The organism is Bacillus sp. KICET-1, assembly GCF_027721405.1.
GTDB lineage: Bacteria > Bacillota > Bacilli > Bacillales > Bacillaceae > Bacillus > Bacillus velezensis.
Genome location: NZ_CP113515.1, coordinates 149,769 through 166,687 on the forward strand (window position 1 = coordinate 149,769; position 16,919 = coordinate 166,687).

The 16,919-nt window shown below is 46.3% G+C and carries 22 protein-coding genes and 1 pseudogene; 5 read left to right on the forward strand and 18 right to left on the reverse strand.

Annotated features, from left to right (window positions below):
- Positions 1-30 precede the first annotated feature (30 nt).
- Positions 31-1,146, reverse strand: coding sequence for an FAD-dependent oxidoreductase (locus OVA33_RS00715; protein WP_063637013.1), 1,116 nt, complete (start codon positions 1,144-1,146; stop codon positions 31-33).
- Positions 1,147-1,296: 150 nt separating this feature from the next.
- Here OVA33_RS00715 and OVA33_RS00720 point away from each other — a divergent pair, with 150 nt between their 5' ends.
- Positions 1,297-1,809: a MarR family winged helix-turn-helix transcriptional regulator gene (locus OVA33_RS00720; protein ID WP_017419070.1), complete on the forward strand. Its 513-nt coding sequence runs from the start codon at positions 1,297-1,299 to the stop codon at positions 1,807-1,809.
- A 38-nt stretch (positions 1,810-1,847) separates the two neighbouring features.
- Here OVA33_RS00720 and OVA33_RS00725 read toward each other — a convergent pair whose 3' ends face one another.
- From OVA33_RS00725 to OVA33_RS00760, 8 genes are all read right to left on the reverse strand, one after another.
- Positions 1,848-2,492: a Bax inhibitor-1/YccA family protein gene (locus OVA33_RS00725; RefSeq protein WP_007408941.1), complete on the reverse strand. Its 645-nt coding sequence runs from the start codon at positions 2,490-2,492 to the stop codon at positions 1,848-1,850.
- A gap of 90 nt (positions 2,493-2,582) precedes the next feature.
- A complete protein-coding gene (locus tag OVA33_RS00730; protein ID WP_017419069.1) occupies positions 2,583-2,885 on the reverse strand; it encodes an FMN riboswitch-binding regulator RibR in 303 nt (100 codons plus the stop codon).
- Positions 2,886-2,914: 29 nt separating this feature from the next.
- Positions 2,915-3,088 carry a YezD family protein gene (locus tag OVA33_RS00735; protein WP_003155693.1) on the reverse strand — a complete coding sequence of 58 codons (174 nt, stop codon included), beginning with the start codon at positions 3,086-3,088 and terminating at the stop codon, positions 2,915-2,917.
- Between the two features lie 118 nt (positions 3,089-3,206).
- Complete coding sequence (locus OVA33_RS00740) at positions 3,207-4,277, reverse strand: sulfate/molybdate ABC transporter ATP-binding protein (protein WP_021495152.1); 1,071 nt, start codon at positions 4,275-4,277, stop codon at positions 3,207-3,209.
- Between the two features lie 13 nt (positions 4,278-4,290).
- The gene (cysW, locus tag OVA33_RS00745; RefSeq protein ID WP_063637014.1) at positions 4,291-5,154 is read right to left on the reverse strand and encodes a sulfate ABC transporter permease subunit CysW; all 864 of its coding nucleotides are present in this window, start codon (positions 5,152-5,154) and stop codon (positions 4,291-4,293) included.
- Between the two features lie 10 nt (positions 5,155-5,164).
- Positions 5,165-6,001 carry a sulfate ABC transporter permease subunit CysT gene (gene cysT, locus OVA33_RS00750; RefSeq protein WP_060674487.1) on the reverse strand — a complete coding sequence of 279 codons (837 nt, stop codon included), beginning with the start codon at positions 5,999-6,001 and terminating at the stop codon, positions 5,165-5,167.
- Positions 6,002-6,016: 15 nt separating this feature from the next.
- Positions 6,017-7,045, reverse strand: coding sequence for a sulfate ABC transporter substrate-binding protein (locus OVA33_RS00755; RefSeq protein ID WP_031304522.1), 1,029 nt, complete (start codon positions 7,043-7,045; stop codon positions 6,017-6,019).
- 281 nt (positions 7,046-7,326) lie between these two features.
- Complete coding sequence (locus tag OVA33_RS00760; RefSeq protein ID WP_017419064.1) at positions 7,327-8,193, reverse strand: STAS domain-containing protein; 867 nt, start codon at positions 8,191-8,193, stop codon at positions 7,327-7,329.
- A gap of 160 nt (positions 8,194-8,353) precedes the next feature.
- Between OVA33_RS00760 and OVA33_RS00765 the strand changes: the two genes are divergently transcribed.
- Both OVA33_RS00765 and hmoA read left to right on the forward strand, forming a co-directional pair.
- The gene (locus OVA33_RS00765) at positions 8,354-8,716 is read left to right on the forward strand and encodes a VOC family protein (RefSeq protein WP_007408938.1); all 363 of its coding nucleotides are present in this window, start codon (positions 8,354-8,356) and stop codon (positions 8,714-8,716) included.
- 84 nt (positions 8,717-8,800) lie between these two features.
- On the forward strand, positions 8,801-9,127 hold the full coding sequence (gene hmoA, locus OVA33_RS00770) for a heme-degrading oxygenase HmoA (RefSeq protein ID WP_003155696.1): 327 nt from the start codon (positions 8,801-8,803) through the stop codon (positions 9,125-9,127).
- Between the two features lie 32 nt (positions 9,128-9,159).
- Here the strand turns inward: hmoA and OVA33_RS00775 are convergent, their stop codons facing one another.
- The 9 genes and pseudogenes from OVA33_RS00775 to OVA33_RS00815 form a co-directional block, all read right to left on the reverse strand.
- Positions 9,160-9,849, reverse strand: a complete 690-nt coding sequence (locus OVA33_RS00775) for a YetF domain-containing protein (protein ID WP_017419063.1) — start codon at positions 9,847-9,849, stop codon at positions 9,160-9,162.
- A 113-nt stretch (positions 9,850-9,962) separates the two neighbouring features.
- Positions 9,963-10,241 carry a YesK-like family protein gene (locus OVA33_RS00780; RefSeq protein WP_017419062.1) on the reverse strand — a complete coding sequence of 93 codons (279 nt, stop codon included), beginning with the start codon at positions 10,239-10,241 and terminating at the stop codon, positions 9,963-9,965.
- Between the two features lie 30 nt (positions 10,242-10,271).
- Positions 10,272-10,805, reverse strand: a complete 534-nt coding sequence (locus tag OVA33_RS00785; protein WP_063637015.1) for a GNAT family N-acetyltransferase — start codon at positions 10,803-10,805, stop codon at positions 10,272-10,274.
- Positions 10,806-10,893: 88 nt separating this feature from the next.
- Entirely contained in the window at positions 10,894-11,463 is a 570-nt protein-coding gene (gene cotJC, locus OVA33_RS00790; RefSeq protein WP_003155700.1) for a spore coat protein CotJC, read from the reverse strand.
- A gap of 14 nt (positions 11,464-11,477) precedes the next feature.
- A complete protein-coding gene (cotJB, locus tag OVA33_RS00795; protein ID WP_007408934.1) occupies positions 11,478-11,741 on the reverse strand; it encodes a spore coat protein CotJB in 264 nt (87 codons plus the stop codon).
- A complete protein-coding gene (cotJA, locus tag OVA33_RS00800) occupies positions 11,725-11,973 on the reverse strand; it encodes a spore coat-associated protein CotJA (RefSeq protein ID WP_003155704.1) in 249 nt (82 codons plus the stop codon). The genes cotJB and cotJA overlap by 17 nt, the downstream gene beginning before the upstream one ends.
- A gap of 133 nt (positions 11,974-12,106) precedes the next feature.
- Positions 12,107-12,976 (reverse strand): annotated as a pseudogene (gene ant(6), locus OVA33_RS00805) (aminoglycoside 6-adenylyltransferase).
- Positions 12,977-13,173: 197 nt separating this feature from the next.
- On the reverse strand, positions 13,174-13,467 hold the full coding sequence (locus OVA33_RS20645) for a hypothetical protein (protein WP_017419058.1): 294 nt from the start codon (positions 13,465-13,467) through the stop codon (positions 13,174-13,176).
- Between the two features lie 179 nt (positions 13,468-13,646).
- On the reverse strand, positions 13,647-14,366 hold the full coding sequence (locus OVA33_RS00815; RefSeq protein ID WP_003155709.1) for a YebC/PmpR family DNA-binding transcriptional regulator: 720 nt from the start codon (positions 14,364-14,366) through the stop codon (positions 13,647-13,649).
- Positions 14,367-14,664: 298 nt separating this feature from the next.
- Between OVA33_RS00815 and OVA33_RS00820 the strand changes: the two genes are divergently transcribed.
- Positions 14,665-16,545 (forward strand): ribonuclease YeeF family protein, encoded by a 1,881-nt coding sequence (locus OVA33_RS00820; protein ID WP_063637038.1) that lies wholly within the window; start codon positions 14,665-14,667, stop codon positions 16,543-16,545.
- Between the two features lie 5 nt (positions 16,546-16,550).
- Positions 16,551-16,850, forward strand: a complete 300-nt coding sequence (locus OVA33_RS00825; protein WP_017419055.1) for a contact-dependent growth inhibition system immunity protein — start codon at positions 16,551-16,553, stop codon at positions 16,848-16,850.
- Positions 16,851-16,919 lie beyond the last annotated feature (69 nt).

The following is a 16,919-nucleotide window of genomic DNA, read 5'->3' on the forward strand; positions in this document are numbered from 1 at the left end:
TCCAGACGCCATGTTCTGGACTTTCTTTATTTAATAAGGCTCTTTGAGCAATCGATAGCATTCACTGATGATGTCTTGGACGCCGGGCGTTCCCTTTATCTCGCGGCGGACGATTTCAGATGAGAGATTCTGCACCTGTAATGCCCGCTCCGCCCGTCTTTCGAAGTATGCTTGACATGCAGTTTCATGGTTTTCGTGTTTTTGCAGTTCTTCACTAAGCACAATCGCATCTTCAATCGCCATCGCCGCTCCCTGGGCCAATGTCGGCGCTCCTGCATGGACGGCATCCCCGCCCAGAACGACGCGGCCTCTGTGCCACGGTTCTTTGACCGCCATCTGCTCAATCTTATGAAACAAAACGGGATATTCCTTTGACATATTCTCTGTCACAAACTTTACTCCCGGAAATCCGTGCAGCAAGTCTTTCACCCTTTCAAAACGCGTGTCCTCGTCATCCCTGAAGTCAGCGTCATACGGCCGGATGATAAATACGTATCCTGTTTTTTCAGAGAGCGGCACGACTCCGACCTGCGTCTGCCCCTTTTTATACATCAGTGTTGAATCAACCGGCTCGGGAAAAGAAATGTAAAATCTGTGCGCTCCCATGCCGAGATACTCTGTTTTCACTTCTCTTTGCAGCATTTGATTGCGGACAGCGGAGCGGATGCCGTCAAAGCCGGCGAGGATGTCAGCCGTCATCGCGGTTCCGTCTGCACAATGCACCGTTATGTCATCTGCTGTTTCTTCGTAAGACACGACTTTTTTACCGAGAAGAATCGTGACCCCCGCCGCTTCAGCATGCTTTTTGAGGATATCGTTTAACGTTTGCCGCAATATATTATTCCGCCCCGGCAATGAATCATCTAAAAACGCCTCACTCACTTTAAACTGCAGCGTTCCGTTTTCATCATGCTGCTTCAGCCATTCCGTTTGAAAGCCGTGTTGGCAGCATTCATCATACACACCGATTTCCCGCAGCACCCGCAGCGCATTTTGAGGCTGGAGAATGCCCGCTCCGCTTTTTCGCATGCCGGACGCCGCCTCGCAAAGGATCACTTCAAAACCCGCTCTGCCGAGAGAAATCGCTGCGGACAGACCGCCGATCCCTCCGCCCGCTATGATGATCTTTTTCACTTCATGGTTCATCCCGATACCGCCTTCTCTATTTATTTATCATTCATTAACTATTAGCCACCTTACTATATAGGCTGAAAAACTGTCAATCTTTATAGGTTGCCTTTTGAATCCGGCAAGCTTATACTTTGAATCACTAAAATGGTACGGAGGCTTACAAAAATGGAGTTGAGACATTTGCCGGATTACTCGCAGATTGCCGGACGCGCTGAGATTTACGCCGATATGGATGCTGAATCCTTGAAAACATTTTTGACGTTATTTGATATGTCTAAAAAAATGAATCAGGTCATGGAGCATTATTTCTCAAGTCACGGATTGTCCGAAGGGAAATTCAAAATTTTAATGTTTCTGTTTGACGCACCCGGCCACAGCCTGAGCCCGACGGAACTGGCGAAAAAATCCAATGTCACCAAAGCGACCATCACCGGGTTGATCGACGGACTCGCACGGGACGGCTTTGTAAACCGCAGCCGGCATACCGGCGACAGACGAAAAATCAGCATCGAACTCACAAAAGAAGGAAAAGAAAAGCTGATGCTGTTTCTTCCCGGCCACTTCTCCAATATTTCAGGAGTCATGGAAAGCTTCACCGCTGAACAAAAAGCGGAATTGACAAAAATGCTTGAAGTATTATTTGATAAGCTTCTGCTGTTTTCCGGCGGCAGAATATAAAAAGGCGCCCCTCTCAGCAGGGCGCCTTTTTCGCGCGGTTAATCATCACTGTTTAAAATCCCGAAAAACCGAAGCAGGTTGATAAACAGGTTAATAAAGTCGATATAAAGCGTCAATGCCATCAAAGGAATCAGGTCAGCCGTGATGTCCCGGTGCTTGATCTGGTTCAGATCGTATAAGATATACATTGAAAACACAATCGTTCCGATGACGGAATACGCCATCATGGCGGCGGAATTCAGCGGGCTGAAAATATTAAAGATCCCCACTGCGAGAAGCGCGATAACAGCGACAAGCAAGAAGGACCATAAAAACGACAAGTCCTTTTTCGTCTTAGCGCCAATCGTGCCGAGCACCGCAAAAATCACAAACGAAGAACCGAATGCCTCCAATACAACATAGGCCCCCGCTGCGGACGCATAATGGCTGATAATCGGAAACAGCGTCATTCCGGAAATGAAAGCGAATGAAAACACAAACACATATCCGACGGCTTTTTTTCGGCGCAGCCAAAACGCGGCGATGATCATGACGACCTCTAAGACCGACAGCGGCAGCATCAATGCCGGCGGAATGAACTGGCCCGTATACAGGCCGATTGTCGCAACTAACAGTGTAAACACAAATACCGTTATAATGCGCTGCATAATAGATTGTTTGCTCTCATAAGCAGCAGTTTGCATGTCAAAAGTCCTCCCAAAAAATGATCGTGATAGGTCTATTATAAATAAAATGGGAGAAATTTGTATGATTTTAAGAAGATTTTAAGGATGTCAGGCCTGACGTTTTGCTGCGCACTCCTGCATATCCATGAAATCATGCAGTTTTTTCGTCAAACCGCCGTGCCCGAATCGGATTTTCCCCTTCTTCCCCGGCGTTTTCGCGAAATCGAGGAATGCCAGCACATAAAGACGCCTGACGGGAATCGGAATGACGCCCGCATCATAAAACCAGCCGTCAATTGTATTGAGCACGCCTTTGTTAATGCCGTATTGCTTCGTGCACCAATGCAGAAAGCGCACTTCGGGCAGGTGCAGATACCGGCTCTCCCGGAAAGGAACAGTTGAATGCTTCATATGTACCGCCTCCTGTCATTGGCTGTTTTTTAAGATTGTTTTACTTCTTTGCTCTTCAGGGAAAATCGATATTTCTCCACCTTATCAATTTGTGTCACTTGGGAATTATGAACCGTAATCTGAACTGTCCCGAAATCGAGCGTTTCCAGCGCGCTGATAATCTTTTCGATCACATGCGGATCTACGTTTCCTTTGGACGTCATCATGCTCCCCCTTTATGTCTGGCCGTTCGTCTTTTGACAATGAGCGTTTTAATTCATACTATTCTGATAAGAAATATATAATTATACTATTATGTTTTCATTCAGAAATCAATAACATTTACACAATTTTTGGATATGTTTTCTTTGCGAAAACTTTCACTTCCTTCGCTTTGACATAAACCGTGTCACCGACGCCCGCCCCCAAGGCGTCATATTGCTCTTTTGAGAGCTCAATCTCCAAGTGCTGGCCTGTGTCGGTACGGACGGCTTCCAATCTGACGGACGGTCCGATGGCGCGAATATGAGCCGCCCTTGCTTCAAATGAATGCAGACCGGACGGTTTTTTTTCTACGGTAAAATGGTGTGGCCTCACATAAGCGATCCCCTTATCCTGATCAGCATGCCCGACAGGTATTGCCGCGTTTCCGGTGATCAGCTTTCCTTCCTCCACTCTTCCTTCAAATACGTTGACACTGCCGAGAAAGTCGTACACAAACGGATTTGCGGGGTGATCATACACCTCCTGCGGCGTTCCGATCTGTTCAATCGCACCTTCATTCATAATAACGATGCGGTCGGCCACATCAAGCGCTTCTTCCTGGTCGTGAGTGACGAAAATACTTGTCATGCCGAATTCATCATGAAGCCGTCTGAGCCATTGTCTTAACTCTTTTCTTACTTTGGCGTCAAGCGCGCCGAACGGTTCATCCAACAGCAGAATGTTCGGTTCTACGGCCAAGGCGCGTGCGAGGGCGGCTCTTTGTCTTTGTCCGCCTGACAGCTGCGAGGGATAGCGCTTTTCATAAGGTTCCAGTTTCACAAGCGCCAGAAGCTCTCTCACTCTTTCGGCAATTTCCTTTTTGGCGGGACGCTGCTTTCGCGGACGGACTTTTAATCCGTAGGCGACATTTTCAAAAATCGTCATCTTGCTGAATAACGCATAGTGCTGAAACACAAAACCGACATGTCTGCTTTTCACATGCGTATCCGTCACATCTTGTTTTCCGAACAGGACACGTCCCCCATCCGCCTGCTCAAGACCGGCAATGACTCTCAATAATGATGTTTTGCCTGAGCCTGACGGACCGAGAAGCGCAACCAGCTCGCCATTATTGACGTGAAGATTGATATCCCGCAATGCCTGATAGTTTCCGTAATGCTTAGAAATACTGTCGATCGTAATCTCCATAATGACTCCTTCCTCATCCGGCTTTGACAGAACGATAACCGGCTTTCCATTCAATGATGTTTTTCAAAAACAGTGTCGCAATCGCAAAAACCGACATGACGGAGGCCGCCGCAAAAGCGGCCGTAAACTGATATTCGTTGTACAAAATTTCGATATGAAGCGGGAGCGTGTTGGTAACACCCCTGATATGACCGGAAACGACTGATACGGCGCCGAATTCGCCGATTGTCCGGGCCGCGCTCAAAATCACGCCGTAGATCAGCCCCCATTTGATATTAGGAAGAGTGACATGCCAAAACGTTCTCCAGCCTCCCGCGCCTAGCGTGACGGAGGCTTCTTCTTCAGCATTTCCTAAGCTTTGCATAAGCGGTATTAATTCCCGGGCGATGAAAGGGAGCGTCACAAACAAGGATGCAAGCACGATTCCCGGGACAGCGAATACGATTTTTATCTGGTGATCAAGTAAAAATGGACCAAGCCAGCCGTGAAGCCCGAACAAAAGGACAAAGATTAAGCCCGCGATTACCGGAGACACGGCAAACGGCAGATCAATCAGTGTCAAAAACAGACTTTTCCCCCTGAATTCATATTTGGTCACAGCCCACGCCGCGGCGACGCCGAACAGCGTATTCAGCGGAACCGTGATGAAAACGACGAGGAGCGTCAATTTCATCGCGGCAAGGGAATCCGGATGCGTGACAAAGAGGATATAGGCTTCCGCTCCCTTTTTAAAAGCTTCAATAAATATAAATGCAAGCGGCATGATTAAAAATATGGACAAAAAGAGCAGAACTGCTGAGATCAGCACCCATTTCACAACGGGTGATTCCCGTATCTCCCGCTTAGGCGCGGCTGTTTTCGCTGTTTCCAGCTGCATGGCATATCCCCTACCTTCCTGCGTATTTTCTCGCGGTGAGCCATTGCAATCCATTGATGATGAATAAAATGAAAAATGTGATGACAAGCATGACTGCCGCAACAGCTGTTGCCCCGGCATAATCGTATTGCTCTAATTTCGTCATAATGATCAGCGGGGAAATCTCGGTTTTAAACGGCATATTGCCCGCGATAAATACAACAGAACCATACTCCCCGAGGGCGCGGGCAAAAGATAATGCGAAACCCGATATAATAGAAGGAAAAAGCTCCGGCAGAATGACCTTTTGGAAGGTTTTCCATTTCGAAGCTCCAAGTGACGCAGATGCTTCTTCCGTTTCCTTTTGGAGATTTTCTAAGACGGGCTGAACCATCCTGACGACAAAAGGCAGCCCGATAAACGTCAATGCGATGACAATGCCGATCGGTGTAAAGGAAATACGGAAAGGAAACAACTGTCCGATCCAGCCGTCCGGTGAATACATTGCCGTTAATGTAATGCCTGCGACGGCGGTCGGCAGCGCAAACGGCAGATCAACCAGGCCGTCAGCCAGCCTTTTCCCCGGAAAGTCATATCTCGTCAGCACCCAGGCGATGACAACGCCGAAAACCGCATTGATCAAAGCGGCGCAGCCCGCCGTCAAGAAGCTCAGCCGATAGGAAGCCGCGGCCCTCGGCTCAGAAATGATATGCCAGACGTCCCCGGGCCCCATTGACATCGTATGAAAAAACACCATGGACAGCGGCACGATAACCAAAACGGCCATATATAAAAATGTAAATCCCATCGTTAATCCGAACCCCGGAATCACGGACGGTTTTGTTTTTTTGAAAAGTAACGTTCTCATACTCGTTTCCTCTTTCTATTTCTCATAGATGCTGTCAAAGGTTCCGCCGTCATTGAAATGGGTTTCCTGCGCTTTTTTCCAGCCGCCGAATTCCTTTTCGACCGTCACCGTTTTAATCTGCGGGAATTGTTTTTTATACTTTTTCAGAAGCTCTTTATCGCGGGGCCGGTAAAAATTCTTCGCGGCGATCTCCTGCCCTTTTTTGCTGTAGAGATAGGATAAATATGCTTCAGCCGCTTTTTTTGTTCCTTTTTTATCCGCGGTTTTGTCGACGACAGAGACAGGAGGCTCAGCCAGAATGCTGATTGAAGGATTGACAATCTCAAATTTCTCCTTGCCGAATTCCTTCAGTGTGAGATAGGCCTCATTTTCCCAGGCGATCAGCACATCCCCCATCCCTCTTTCTGTAAAACTGGTCGTGGCTCCGCGCGCCCCTGAATCAAGCACTTCCACATTGCCGTAGAGGTCTTTCATAAACTGTTTGATTTTCGTGTCGTCATGATGATACGTTTCATCCGCATATGCCCATGCCGCTAAATAGTTCCATCTGGCTCCGCCCGATGTTTTCGGGTTGGGCGTAATGACCGAAACGTCCTTTTTCACCAAGTCAGCCCAATCATTGATGTGCTTCGGATTCCCTTTTCTGACTAAGAATACGATGGTTGACGTGTAAGGAGTTGATTGATCCGGCAGACGTGACTGCCAGTTTTGATCAATGAGTCGCGCTTTTTCTGCTATCGAATCAATGTCATAACCTAAAGCAAGCGTTACGACATCAGCGTCAAGTCCGTCTATTACGGATCTGGCCTGCTTCCCCGAACCTCCGTGCGACTGCTGAACGGTTACATCTTGACCCGTTTTCTTTTTCCAATAGGAAGAAAAGGCCTGATTATACTCTTTATACAGCTCCCGGGTCGGATCATACGATACATTCAGCATCTGAACGGTCTTTCCGTCTGATGACGCGCTGCCGGACTCAGATTGACAGGCTGACAGCGCCCCTGCCAATAAGATCAATACTAAAAATGCCGCTGTTTTTTTCATGTGCCTGATTTCTCCTCTCTTTTTCCGCATAAAAAAAGGCATATTATCCCCTTTCAAAAAAGGGAAATAATATGCCTTCAGTTGACTGATGGGCAATTATACCGGTATCAGATTTGGGCAGAACGGCCAGCTTTCGTTTGTGTACGATCAGCTATTTGTGCCGGTTCGATGTGTATAAGAATAATTCAAACTATCCCTAGCTGTCAACTAAGTTTTAGACTATTTAAATTGTTTTCCGCTGACAAAAAAAGCGCTCCGCCTCTGGCCGGAGCACCTTTTTTCTATGCTTTTGCTTTCTCGATCACACATGTGACACCCATGCTGGCGAGCGCCTGCTCCAGGGAGCCGTAAGTTTGATACTCTGAAAAATCAAGCCCTAATTGGATAGAAGTCTGTGCCACATCAGGCCGAATGCCGGAAAACACGGTTCTGATGCCGAGGAGAAATAACGTTTTCGACAGCATATACAATTGCTGCGCCACCATCGTATCGACAATGGGCACACCGGACAGATCGATCACAAGGTTTGTGATCCGTTTGGCGACACAGTTTTCCGGCACCGTCTCCAAAATCACGCGCGCCCGTCTCGTATCAATCGATCCGATGAGCGGCAGAGTGCCGATCGTATCCGCGATCAAAATAACCGGACAGCTCAATTCGGAAATAAGCTCCTGCTGAGATGACAGCCTTGCGATCATTAATGTCTGAAACTGTTCAGTAAAATCCGTCATCAGCTGATCGAACGAGCTGTTGACAAGGTGATTCCAGCGGCGGGCATCCTCGTTTGTTACGATGTCCTGATGCTCATCCATAAAACGGGTGACCGCCTCCCAAAAGACGGTTCTTGAATTGCCGATCGCCTCAACGACCTCATGAACCTCCGCGTCCTGCTCCACTCTGCTTTTCGCTACCTGTGCGGCCCATTTTTCTTTGTTATGCTGAAAAACGGCCGGATCTTCCAAAAAAGCGCTTGCGATGACCGTGTTTGTAAAGGTATGCTGCTCGATCAGCAGCCGTTTCATTTCCTCACTTAATTGATCCGCAGAATAAAAACGCCCTCTCAGCTTCCGTCTCAGCTTGAGCCATTTTTCCGTCAGCTCTGCCGAATGTGTAATAATATAATCATGAAGTAACTGGTCTTTGTTCACTGCCGTCTCCTCTTTCAAGAATATGTACTTTTGTCTAAATTATAAATCGGAATCGCCGATCGCACTAGAGAAATTAAAAAAACCGGCACATTAAAGCTTTTGATTGCTTTTTTCGGCAGGAGGATACACTATAAAAGAAATGAAACAGGAGGTCAGTATGATGATCAAAAAAATCGCGACAGTCGCCGTATACACTGATGATCAGCAAAAAGCGAAAACATTCTGGACGGAAAAAGCGGGGTTTGAAACCGTCGCCGAGCATCCGATGGGCCCGGGCGCCTTCTGGCTTGAGGTAGCGCCCAAAGGAGCCGCCACTCATTTGGTTATTTATCCGAAATCGATGATGAAAGGCGCCGAGCATATGAAGGCTTCTATCGTATTTGAGTGTGAAGATGTCTTTGCCGCATACGAACAAATGAAAAAGAACGGCATCACCTTTTTAGATGAACCGAAACAAATGGAATGGGGCAGCTTCGTGCAATTTAAAGATGAGGATGGTCATGTCTTTCTCCTGAAATCGTAATCCGCCAGGCATCTCAATTGACTTTGAGAATCATTTTCATTTAAAATATTGGATAAAGCGTGAAAATGATTGGAGAGATGCCAGATGTTCGTGCAAATCAGAAAAATGACCGTAAAAGAAGGACATGCCGACAAAGTAATCGAACGCTTCAGTTCAGAAGGCGTGATTGAAAAGCAGGAAGGTTTGATAGACGTAACGGTCCTGGAAAAAAAAGTCCGCCGCGGTGATGAAGAAGTCGTCGTGTTAATCCGCTGGGAGTCAGAAGATCATTGGAAACAATGGGAAAAAAGCGAAGACCACATCGCGGCCCACAAAGCAAACCAAGGCAAGCCGAAACCTGATTATATGCTTGGGACGGATGTCGGTATGTATCATGTCAGAGCCGTTAAAACAGGCGTACACGAAAAATAATAAAGAGCATTTGCCCCAGGGCAATGCTCTTTTTATTTTTTCTCCTCATACGGCAGGACAAACAGCGGTTTATCGGGCTTCCATTCCGCATACAGCACGTCCTCCGTTTTTTTGATGTTCAGCTTTTTCAGCTCCTGATTCAGCTGCTTTTCTTCCAGCCCGGCTTCTTTCAGATTTTCATACAGCACTTCGCCGTCAATAATCAGCGTGACCGGCAAAGAGACCTGCTTCGGCTTTATTTGCATGTCGCCGTTTTTCGTCGTATCATATTGAAATTTCGGCAGGACGCTGACCATCCCGTTTGTTTCTAAAATCGCGTACTCCGCTTCCTGTATGGAAAAGCAATTCGCCTGTCTGAGAAGGCTTTGCAATTGATTAATGTCCAGCTTATTCTTTTTCAGCACATCATATTTCAGTTTTCCTTTATGTATGATAATACTCGGCTCGCCTTCCAACAGCTTTCTGGTGCTTTTTACTTTCTGCGTAATCAGTTCGATGAGATAAATTAAAACCCCCCATAACAGGGAAGCAAAAATGATTTCAATAATCCTGACGTTTTTATCATACACCGCATTTCCGACCAGTTCGCCGAGGATGAGCGCAGAAATAAAATCAAACGGCGTAATTTGCGAGAATTGAGTTTTTCCAAGCAATTTTAAAATCACAAATAAAATACCCAAACCGCATACTAACTCCCAAGCCACTGTAAGTAAATGTCCCATATTCGCACCTTCTTCTTAAAAGTCATTACCATTATGGACATTCGCCTGTTTTCTATACAGCGGCCGGCAACACACAAAAAAACGCAGCCGAGGCCGCGTTTTTTCACTTCTGCTTACTGTTTTTGATTCGATCTGACGACCCGTAAGCACACCTCAGCGGCATAACCGGCGGCCGCTCCGGAACCCGCAAACATCGCGGCAAGCCCCAAGCCCATTCCTTCCCAGCCGCCGACACCGAAAATGCTGTAAACAACCGTACCGAAAGCAGTCAGGCCCAGCACCGCCAAAAGGCACTCAGGCCACATCTTTTTCGGCCATTTCTTACGGAGCACAGCCGATACGGCAAAGTTAAGACAAAATGCGGCCAGACAGATCAGATAAAAAAACCCCATGTCTTTTGCACCTCCGTCATGAGGAGCTTTTTATTTGCTCATCTTTTTTTCAAACAAATGATAACCCGGCGCGAGTCCTTTTGATTCGTACCCCATTCCGCTGTAAAACGACTGAAGCGCCTTGTTTTCGGACACGCAATCGAGCCGGATTTTCGTTTTTCCCGGACAAGACACACCCGTCTCCGCCCAAGTCATGATTGTCCGGCCGAGCCTCTCGCCTGCAAACCGCCTGTTAATCGCCAGCCGGTGGAGATATACCGACTCCTCATGTCCTTCATCGCCCCAAAGACGTCTGTCCCACCCGCTTGCTTCGGGAAGCAGCATGACGACGCCGGCCAGCTCTTCATTCTGCCTGAATAAAAAAACATACCCTGTGGCGATCGCCTCCCGCATATTGTGGGTATCTTCCCCTTGCAGAAGGCCGCTCCACTGGTTCGACCCTTTATCGCGAAGCCATTCTGCCGCTTGCACGAGCAGATCCATGACCTCTTTTTCATCATCCTTCCGGGCGGAGGTGACCCGGAATGCCCCCGCCTTCTCCTCCGTGATCGTAAATGGTGTCATAAAATCCTCCTGTAATCAGAATATTCGACACCTTTATTATAGACCAAACGCTGAAAGGAAAAAAACAGCCGTCATGTTTGAGGGCCGTTTAAAAAATTTTCTTCTTATCACGTTCTTCTTTTAAAATCTCAACCGCTTCCCTGAAACGCATAGAGTGGACGATTTCACGCTCACGCAGAAAACGGAGTGAATCATTCAGGTCAGGATCATCGGAAATATCAATAATCCATTGATACGTCGCTCTCGCCTTTTCTTCAGCCGCAATATCCTCATATAAATCAGCGATCGGATCTCCCTTCGCCTGTATGTAAGACGCTGTGAACGGAACTCCGGCCGCATTGTGATAAAACAGCGCGCTGTCATGGTTGACGTAATGATCACTGAGCCCTGCATCACGCAGCTGCTCCGGGGTCGCATCTTTTGTCAGCTTATAAATCATCGTCGCAATCATTTCTAAATGCGCAAACTCCTCCGTGCCGATATCCGTCAGCAGGCCGATCACCTTGTCAGGAATCGTGTAGCGCTGGTTTAAGTACCGGAGCGCTGCGGCCAATTCGCCGTCCGCCCCGCCGTATTGTTCAATGAGAAACTTAGCCAGCATCGGGTTGCATGTACTCACTTTAACCGGATACTGCAGCTTTTTTTCATATACCCACATTTACAGATCCCTCCTTATACTTGCCATGGCCAAGGACCGCGGCCCCAGTCCCATTGAGCGCCGACCTGACTCACGCCGAATTGCAGAAGCGGTCCGTACTCAGGCTCAAACCGCTTTCTCAGCTGTCTTGAGTACCGGGAATATTCATGAAACTGCTGAAGCGCGAGACGGTCATGGGGATGTGTATCCAGATAAAGCGTCAGCTCCACCAAGACAAAGTCCGCCGCCTGGATTTGTTCCAGCAGCCGATAGTATTCATCATCAATCTTTTTCGCCATATTCGATTCCCCCCCGATAAGGATTATCATAGAAATCGTAAAGATCCTTCCAAAGGGTCCCTTTTCTCAATGCCTCCATCGGGGAAAACTGCTCCAAGTGATACGGCTGAAACCGCATATAAAGATGCGGCGGCGTTCTGTAATATTTTCTCCCGATCGGCGGGCAGGGATCAAACCGGCTGTGGAAGGGTTTATAGGATTTGACCGGTGTAAACGGCTGATTTTCTTTCATTACGATCCTCCTTTCCTAAACACATGACCTTAATAGGTATGAATCCGTATCGGCATTTATGCCCTGTAAGAAAATAAAAAAGCCCGTTAAAAACGGACTCAATGTAACTCATCTGGAATTTGAAGTAAAAAAATCATAATGAAAAATCTGATTGAAAGCGCTGATAATGTTTCAATGTATATTCCGTAATTTGTTGATCATATTCAGGATATTCATATCTCAATAAAACAGCCACTGACTTTGAATATGCTCTGAAGAGACCTTGGCAGTCAAACAATGCCTTCCACACGCTTTCATAAGTATTGCCGACATAAGTATTCAGCAGGATTTCCCAATCTTTCGCATTCATGTAATGTTGAATATACTTATAATTCTTCCCTACACTTAATGAAAACTGATTCTCTATCCCGATATTCCACGCAATCATACGCAAAACATTAGGCCTTAAAATGTCATTCATATGATCCAGCGCAAACAGTATTTCTTTACGCATTAATCCTTTAATCACATAGGTTGAAACCATCCAAAATTCATTACAGCAATCATCAAACTCTCGGGGAGTCGGTTTCTTTATATGATATTGTTCATCACTCGCAATAATCTTATGGTTGATTCGGTCATCCTTGTCTAATACTATTTCCGCCAAACCATCACTCTGTGTAAAATAATCCTATGTTTGACTCAGAGGGATCAAAGTTAAGTCGATTTTATGATGATCTTTAAATAGCATTAGATAGGAGAACCAGTCTCCGAGTTCCGGAGGGAAAAGTTCCATATCTTCAGGTTTTTGCATCATCATTCTTTCGCCAAACTGATCCAGCCAGCTGTCGTCAGATGTGAAGGAGTCCATATCGGTCACAAAATAAGAAATATCATAGTCTTGAAATCTGTCTCTCGGTACATTTTTATTGGTTCTTGATCCCTCTAAAGTGACAAGACGGATTCTCTCGTCCTTCATCGCAATATCAAGAATCAATTTCATCATTTCGTCTTCACTTCTCACATGTAAAACCTCCCGATAAAGAGATTTTTACAGATCATGCTTTTCAGTTTATAAACAACAGAAAGAAAAGGTTTGTGAGCTTGCTCATGATTTACAGAAAGCCTTATGTACTTGATGATTTTGCTCCAATCGTAACACAGCTGCAAGAACATGAGAAGAGCACTCCTGCTGTTCCAAGAGTGCTTTTTCCCGAATGGTCAGATATATTGGCTGTCCCGATGATGATGATGGAACGGGTAGCCGCCGTAGCCTCCGCCATAGCCGCCAAAACCGTACCCCGGATATCCCCCGAAGCCTCCGTAGCCGCCGTAGCCGCCAAAACCGCCGTAACCGCCAAAACCGTATCCCGGGTAGCCGTAGCCTCCGCCGAAACCGTATCCCGGATATCCTCCGAAGCCTCCATAGCCGCCAAAACCGTACCCCGGGTAGCCTCCGAAGCCTCCATAGCCGCCGCCAAAGCCTCCGCCGTAAATCGGTCTTCTTTCATTCATGACTTATCGCTCCTTCACATAGGTTACAGTCCAGTTTATGACATCCGGAAGGAAACGTATGGGCATCCGCCCAGTTTTGGCGAAATAATCAATAATTGCTTACGGAGACATACGATACAGGCCGACCGCGTAAGCAAAATAAAAAGGCCGGAACTTATGCCGCCCCGGCCTGTTTGTCTTTATTCGCCTAAATCTACATTGTGATAAACCTGCTGTACGTCTTCGAGATCTTCCAGCACATCGATCAGCTTTTCAAATTGAGCTTTCGCATCTTCCGGAAGCTCAACTTCATTTTGCGCAAGCATCGTCAGCTCCGCAACCGTGAACTCTTCAACGCCGGCATTTTTGAATGCCTCCTGCACGGCATGGAATTGGTCAGGCTCGGCATACACGATAACACTGTCATCCTCTTCTAAAATATCGCGCACGTCCACATCAGCTTCCATCAGCAATTCCAGCGCTTCATCCGCCGTCTTGCCTTCAACGCCGATAACGGCGGTCGCATCAAACATGTAAGCGACAGACCCGCTCACACCCATATTTCCGCCGTTTTTCCCGAATGCGGCGCGCACTTCAGGCGCCGTGCGGTTTACATTATTCGTTAACGCATCAACGATGATCATTGAACCGTTCGGCCCGAAACCTTCGTAACGCAGCTCGTCAAAGTTCTCCTCCGCGCCGCCTTTCGCCTTTTCAATCGCACGCTCAATAATATTTTTCGGCACACTGTACGTCTTCGCGCGCTCAAGCACCACTTTTAACGCCTGGTTCGATTCCGGATCTGGCTCGCCCTGTTTTGCCGCCACATAAATCTCACGGCCGAACTTCGCGTAAATCCGGCTCGTATTTGCGTCCTTCGATGCTTTCTTTTCTTTAATATTGTTCCACTTACGGCCCATTTTGTTCCACTCTCTTTCACGAATTGAATCTGTATGATAAATACTCTGCTTCTATTATACCTCAGCGGTTAGGTTGTTTCGAGTGTAAGACATTAGAAAAAACAGGCACGCTTAAAATCACCGGAGCGCAGTAAGCCGAATTTGAAGGTTATTGTACAAAACATAAAAAGCCTCCCTTCATACAGGAAGGAAGTCGCAAGCCAAAAGATTCATTTTATTCTTATTACCTATTTCCTACACTGTATATCCCGACTCACGTGGTAAAATTTTGATATCGAACAAAAGAAAGGATATGGTCATGAAAGTTTTCGAAGCAAACAGCCTCCTCGCCGCTGCCAAACAGCGCGCGGGTGAATACAAAAAACTGCGCGGCCAGATGGTTAATCTGAAAAAAGCGTTTCAAGGTATGGCTGACCTTGGTGACAATGATTTCTCAGGCCGGGGCGCAAATAACATCAAAGCTTTTTTCAAGGACCACGCCGGCGTCACAGACAGCTGGCTTGATCTGATCGATATGAAAATCGCATTTCTCACAAGCCTTCCCGGCAAGGTCGAAGACGCCGGACTTTCCAATTCGCATGTGGAGGAATCATTTCTGGAGCATGAGCTCACCCACGCCCTTAGTAAATCAAAGGCGATTATGGAAGAGCAGAAAAAGGACATGCGCTCCATCCTCGGAGAGATCGAAGACATCATCTCGCTTGATCTGTTTTCAACCGAAAGCACAGATCAGAAGCTCTCTTCAGCTGACAAAAAAAGAATCGAAACGATACATAAACTCGGCAAACTTGATCACGATCTAACGAAAGAATACGCAGAAACCGAAGCGAACGAACAGTTCATCCAAGCCGACTTTCAGCAGCTCCAAAACGCTACAGGCAAAGGAAAAGGCGCCACGCCGCTTCACTACAACGCCAAAGCGTACCGTGAAAGCGACATCCATAAGAAGAAAGGCGAGATTGCAAGACATTCAGATGCTTATTTGACGATTAAAAAGGAAGAAGCGAAAGAGCGGGAGATCAAGGATCTGAAGAAAAAGCTGGCCGATGGTGTCACCGATCCGGATGAATATTTGGAAATCGCGAAAAAGATCGGCTATGAAAACCTTGAACCCGCTCAGGTGCAATATGTGATGCAGCTTGAACAAGCAAAACAGCTCGAAGAAGTCGGAGAAACGGCTTGGGATATCGTTAAAGGAGTAGGCGTCGGCCTTTATGATGTCGGGAAAGACACCATAACAGGCGTCAAAGATCTGGCTGTCGGCGCATGGGATTTTTACCATCTCTCTGATGAACAAAAAGTCACTAAAACCATATCGGCTGTATTGAACACGCCCTCCTACGCAAAAATCATATGGACAAACCTGGCGGATTCATGGAATGATAAAATGGTTAACGGGGATGCGTATTCAAGATCACATTACATCACCTACGCCATCGGGAGCATTGTCGGACTCAAAGGTTCCGGCTCAGCTGTGAAAGTCTCAAGCAAACTCGCGAAAACAGGTGCCGCCAAAGTGGATAACGTCTTGGAAGCCGGAGAAAAAGCGGCTGCAAAACATGTAAAAACCGGGATTGAAAAAGGAAATGACTATATTAATTCCGTTTCGAAAAACAAGTACGAACCCGCGCTTGCCGGAATAGCACAGAATATTGAAAATACTCACAATGTGAAGAATACGCCTTTGTTGAAAAGTATTATTGAAGATAAAAAAGAGAGTGTGCTCAGTAAGTCTGAAACTTCTAACAGTACGGCCGTAGGTAATGTCAAACAAGGTGATAGTACCCCTCTCGCACCAGGCGGTGGCTTAGCTGCTCACGAAGCAAAAGGCGGACACCTTATAGAAAGACATGTTGGTAAGAGCGACCAAGAACTCATGGAAAGGCTTGAAAAAAGCAAAATGAGTAACAAGAAAATATCCGGATCATCATCTTTTAAGGATAGAGCAACTGCAGAAAAGGTTGCTAATATTACCTTATCAGATAATAAAGATAAAATAGAAAAATGGTTAAATAATGATGTAAAGAAACCTTTGGTACTCTCCTATAAAGGATCAGAAGTGTTAGGCCGAGGAATTACCAAAGGTTCAGCCGAAATTTCTGACTTAACTAATGCTAAAATTATATTGAAAAAGAAAAATGATGGTAGCTTTATATTAACAGGCTATCCCACGAGGTGAGATCAATGATTGAAACAAATATTTCTGAACCTGTATTTCAATTTTTGGGAGGGATTTTCCATCAAGATATAGACACTCCTGAGTCAGCTCTTGGAGAATACTTAGCAGAGATACCTAAAAAAGAACAAGAAAACGATGTAGTAGCACTCAAAACGTTTATAAATAGCGATTACTCAGATGAAGAAAAAAATGATTTTATAGAAGAATCTGCAGATGGTGTAGATATCAATAGTTACGGACTATCCCCAATACTATGGCTCAGACAAGTCATTCAAAAAATCGAAAAGAATATTGAGGCTTTATAGATTCAGGGAAACCCTATTCCTATGTTTGCACAGTCTCTGATAAGTTTCTTAATCTTTCCCTCTATAAAC

Bases quoted from the DNA above. Each gene is read 5' to 3' on its own strand.
- OVA33_RS00715 (WP_063637013.1), bottom strand. From the start codon at position 1,146: ATGAACCATGAAGTGAAAAAGATCATCATAGCGGGCGGAGGGATCGGC.
- OVA33_RS00720 (WP_017419070.1), top strand. From the start codon at position 1,297: ATGGAGTTGAGACATTTGCCGGATTACTCGCAGATTGCCGGACGCGCT.
- OVA33_RS00725 (WP_007408941.1), bottom strand. From the start codon at position 2,492: ATGCAAACTGCTGCTTATGAGAGCAAACAATCTATTATGCAGCGCATT.
- OVA33_RS00730 (WP_017419069.1), bottom strand. From the start codon at position 2,885: ATGAAGCATTCAACTGTTCCTTTCCGGGAGAGCCGGTATCTGCACCTG.
- OVA33_RS00735 (WP_003155693.1), bottom strand. From the start codon at position 3,088: ATGACGTCCAAAGGAAACGTAGATCCGCATGTGATCGAAAAGATTATC.
- OVA33_RS00740 (WP_021495152.1), bottom strand. From the start codon at position 4,277: ATGGAGATTACGATCGACAGTATTTCTAAGCATTACGGAAACTATCAG.
- cysW (WP_063637014.1), bottom strand. From the start codon at position 5,154: ATGCAGCTGGAAACAGCGAAAACAGCCGCGCCTAAGCGGGAGATACGG.
- cysT (WP_060674487.1), bottom strand. From the start codon at position 6,001: ATGAGAACGTTACTTTTCAAAAAAACAAAACCGTCCGTGATTCCGGGG.
- OVA33_RS00755 (WP_031304522.1), bottom strand. From the start codon at position 7,045: ATGAAAAAAACAGCGGCATTTTTAGTATTGATCTTATTGGCAGGGGCG.
- OVA33_RS00765 (WP_007408938.1), top strand. From the start codon at position 8,354: ATGATCAAAAAAATCGCGACAGTCGCCGTATACACTGATGATCAGCAA.
- hmoA (WP_003155696.1), top strand. From the start codon at position 8,801: ATGTTCGTGCAAATCAGAAAAATGACCGTAAAAGAAGGACATGCCGAC.
- OVA33_RS00775 (WP_017419063.1), bottom strand. From the start codon at position 9,849: ATGGGACATTTACTTACAGTGGCTTGGGAGTTAGTATGCGGTTTGGGT.
- OVA33_RS00780 (WP_017419062.1), bottom strand. From the start codon at position 10,241: ATGGGGTTTTTTTATCTGATCTGTCTGGCCGCATTTTGTCTTAACTTT.
- OVA33_RS00785 (WP_063637015.1), bottom strand. From the start codon at position 10,805: ATGACACCATTTACGATCACGGAGGAGAAGGCGGGGGCATTCCGGGTC.
- cotJC (WP_003155700.1), bottom strand. From the start codon at position 11,463: ATGTGGGTATATGAAAAAAAGCTGCAGTATCCGGTTAAAGTGAGTACA.
- cotJB (WP_007408934.1), bottom strand. From the start codon at position 11,741: ATGGCGAAAAAGATTGATGATGAATACTATCGGCTGCTGGAACAAATC.
- cotJA (WP_003155704.1), bottom strand. From the start codon at position 11,973: ATGAAAGAAAATCAGCCGTTTACACCGGTCAAATCCTATAAACCCTTC.
- OVA33_RS20645 (WP_017419058.1), bottom strand. From the start codon at position 13,467: ATGAATGAAAGAAGACCGATTTACGGCGGAGGCTTTGGCGGCGGCTAT.
- OVA33_RS00815 (WP_003155709.1), bottom strand. From the start codon at position 14,366: ATGGGCCGTAAGTGGAACAATATTAAAGAAAAGAAAGCATCGAAGGAC.
- OVA33_RS00820 (WP_063637038.1), top strand. From the start codon at position 14,665: ATGAAAGTTTTCGAAGCAAACAGCCTCCTCGCCGCTGCCAAACAGCGC.
- OVA33_RS00825 (WP_017419055.1), top strand. From the start codon at position 16,551: ATGATTGAAACAAATATTTCTGAACCTGTATTTCAATTTTTGGGAGGG.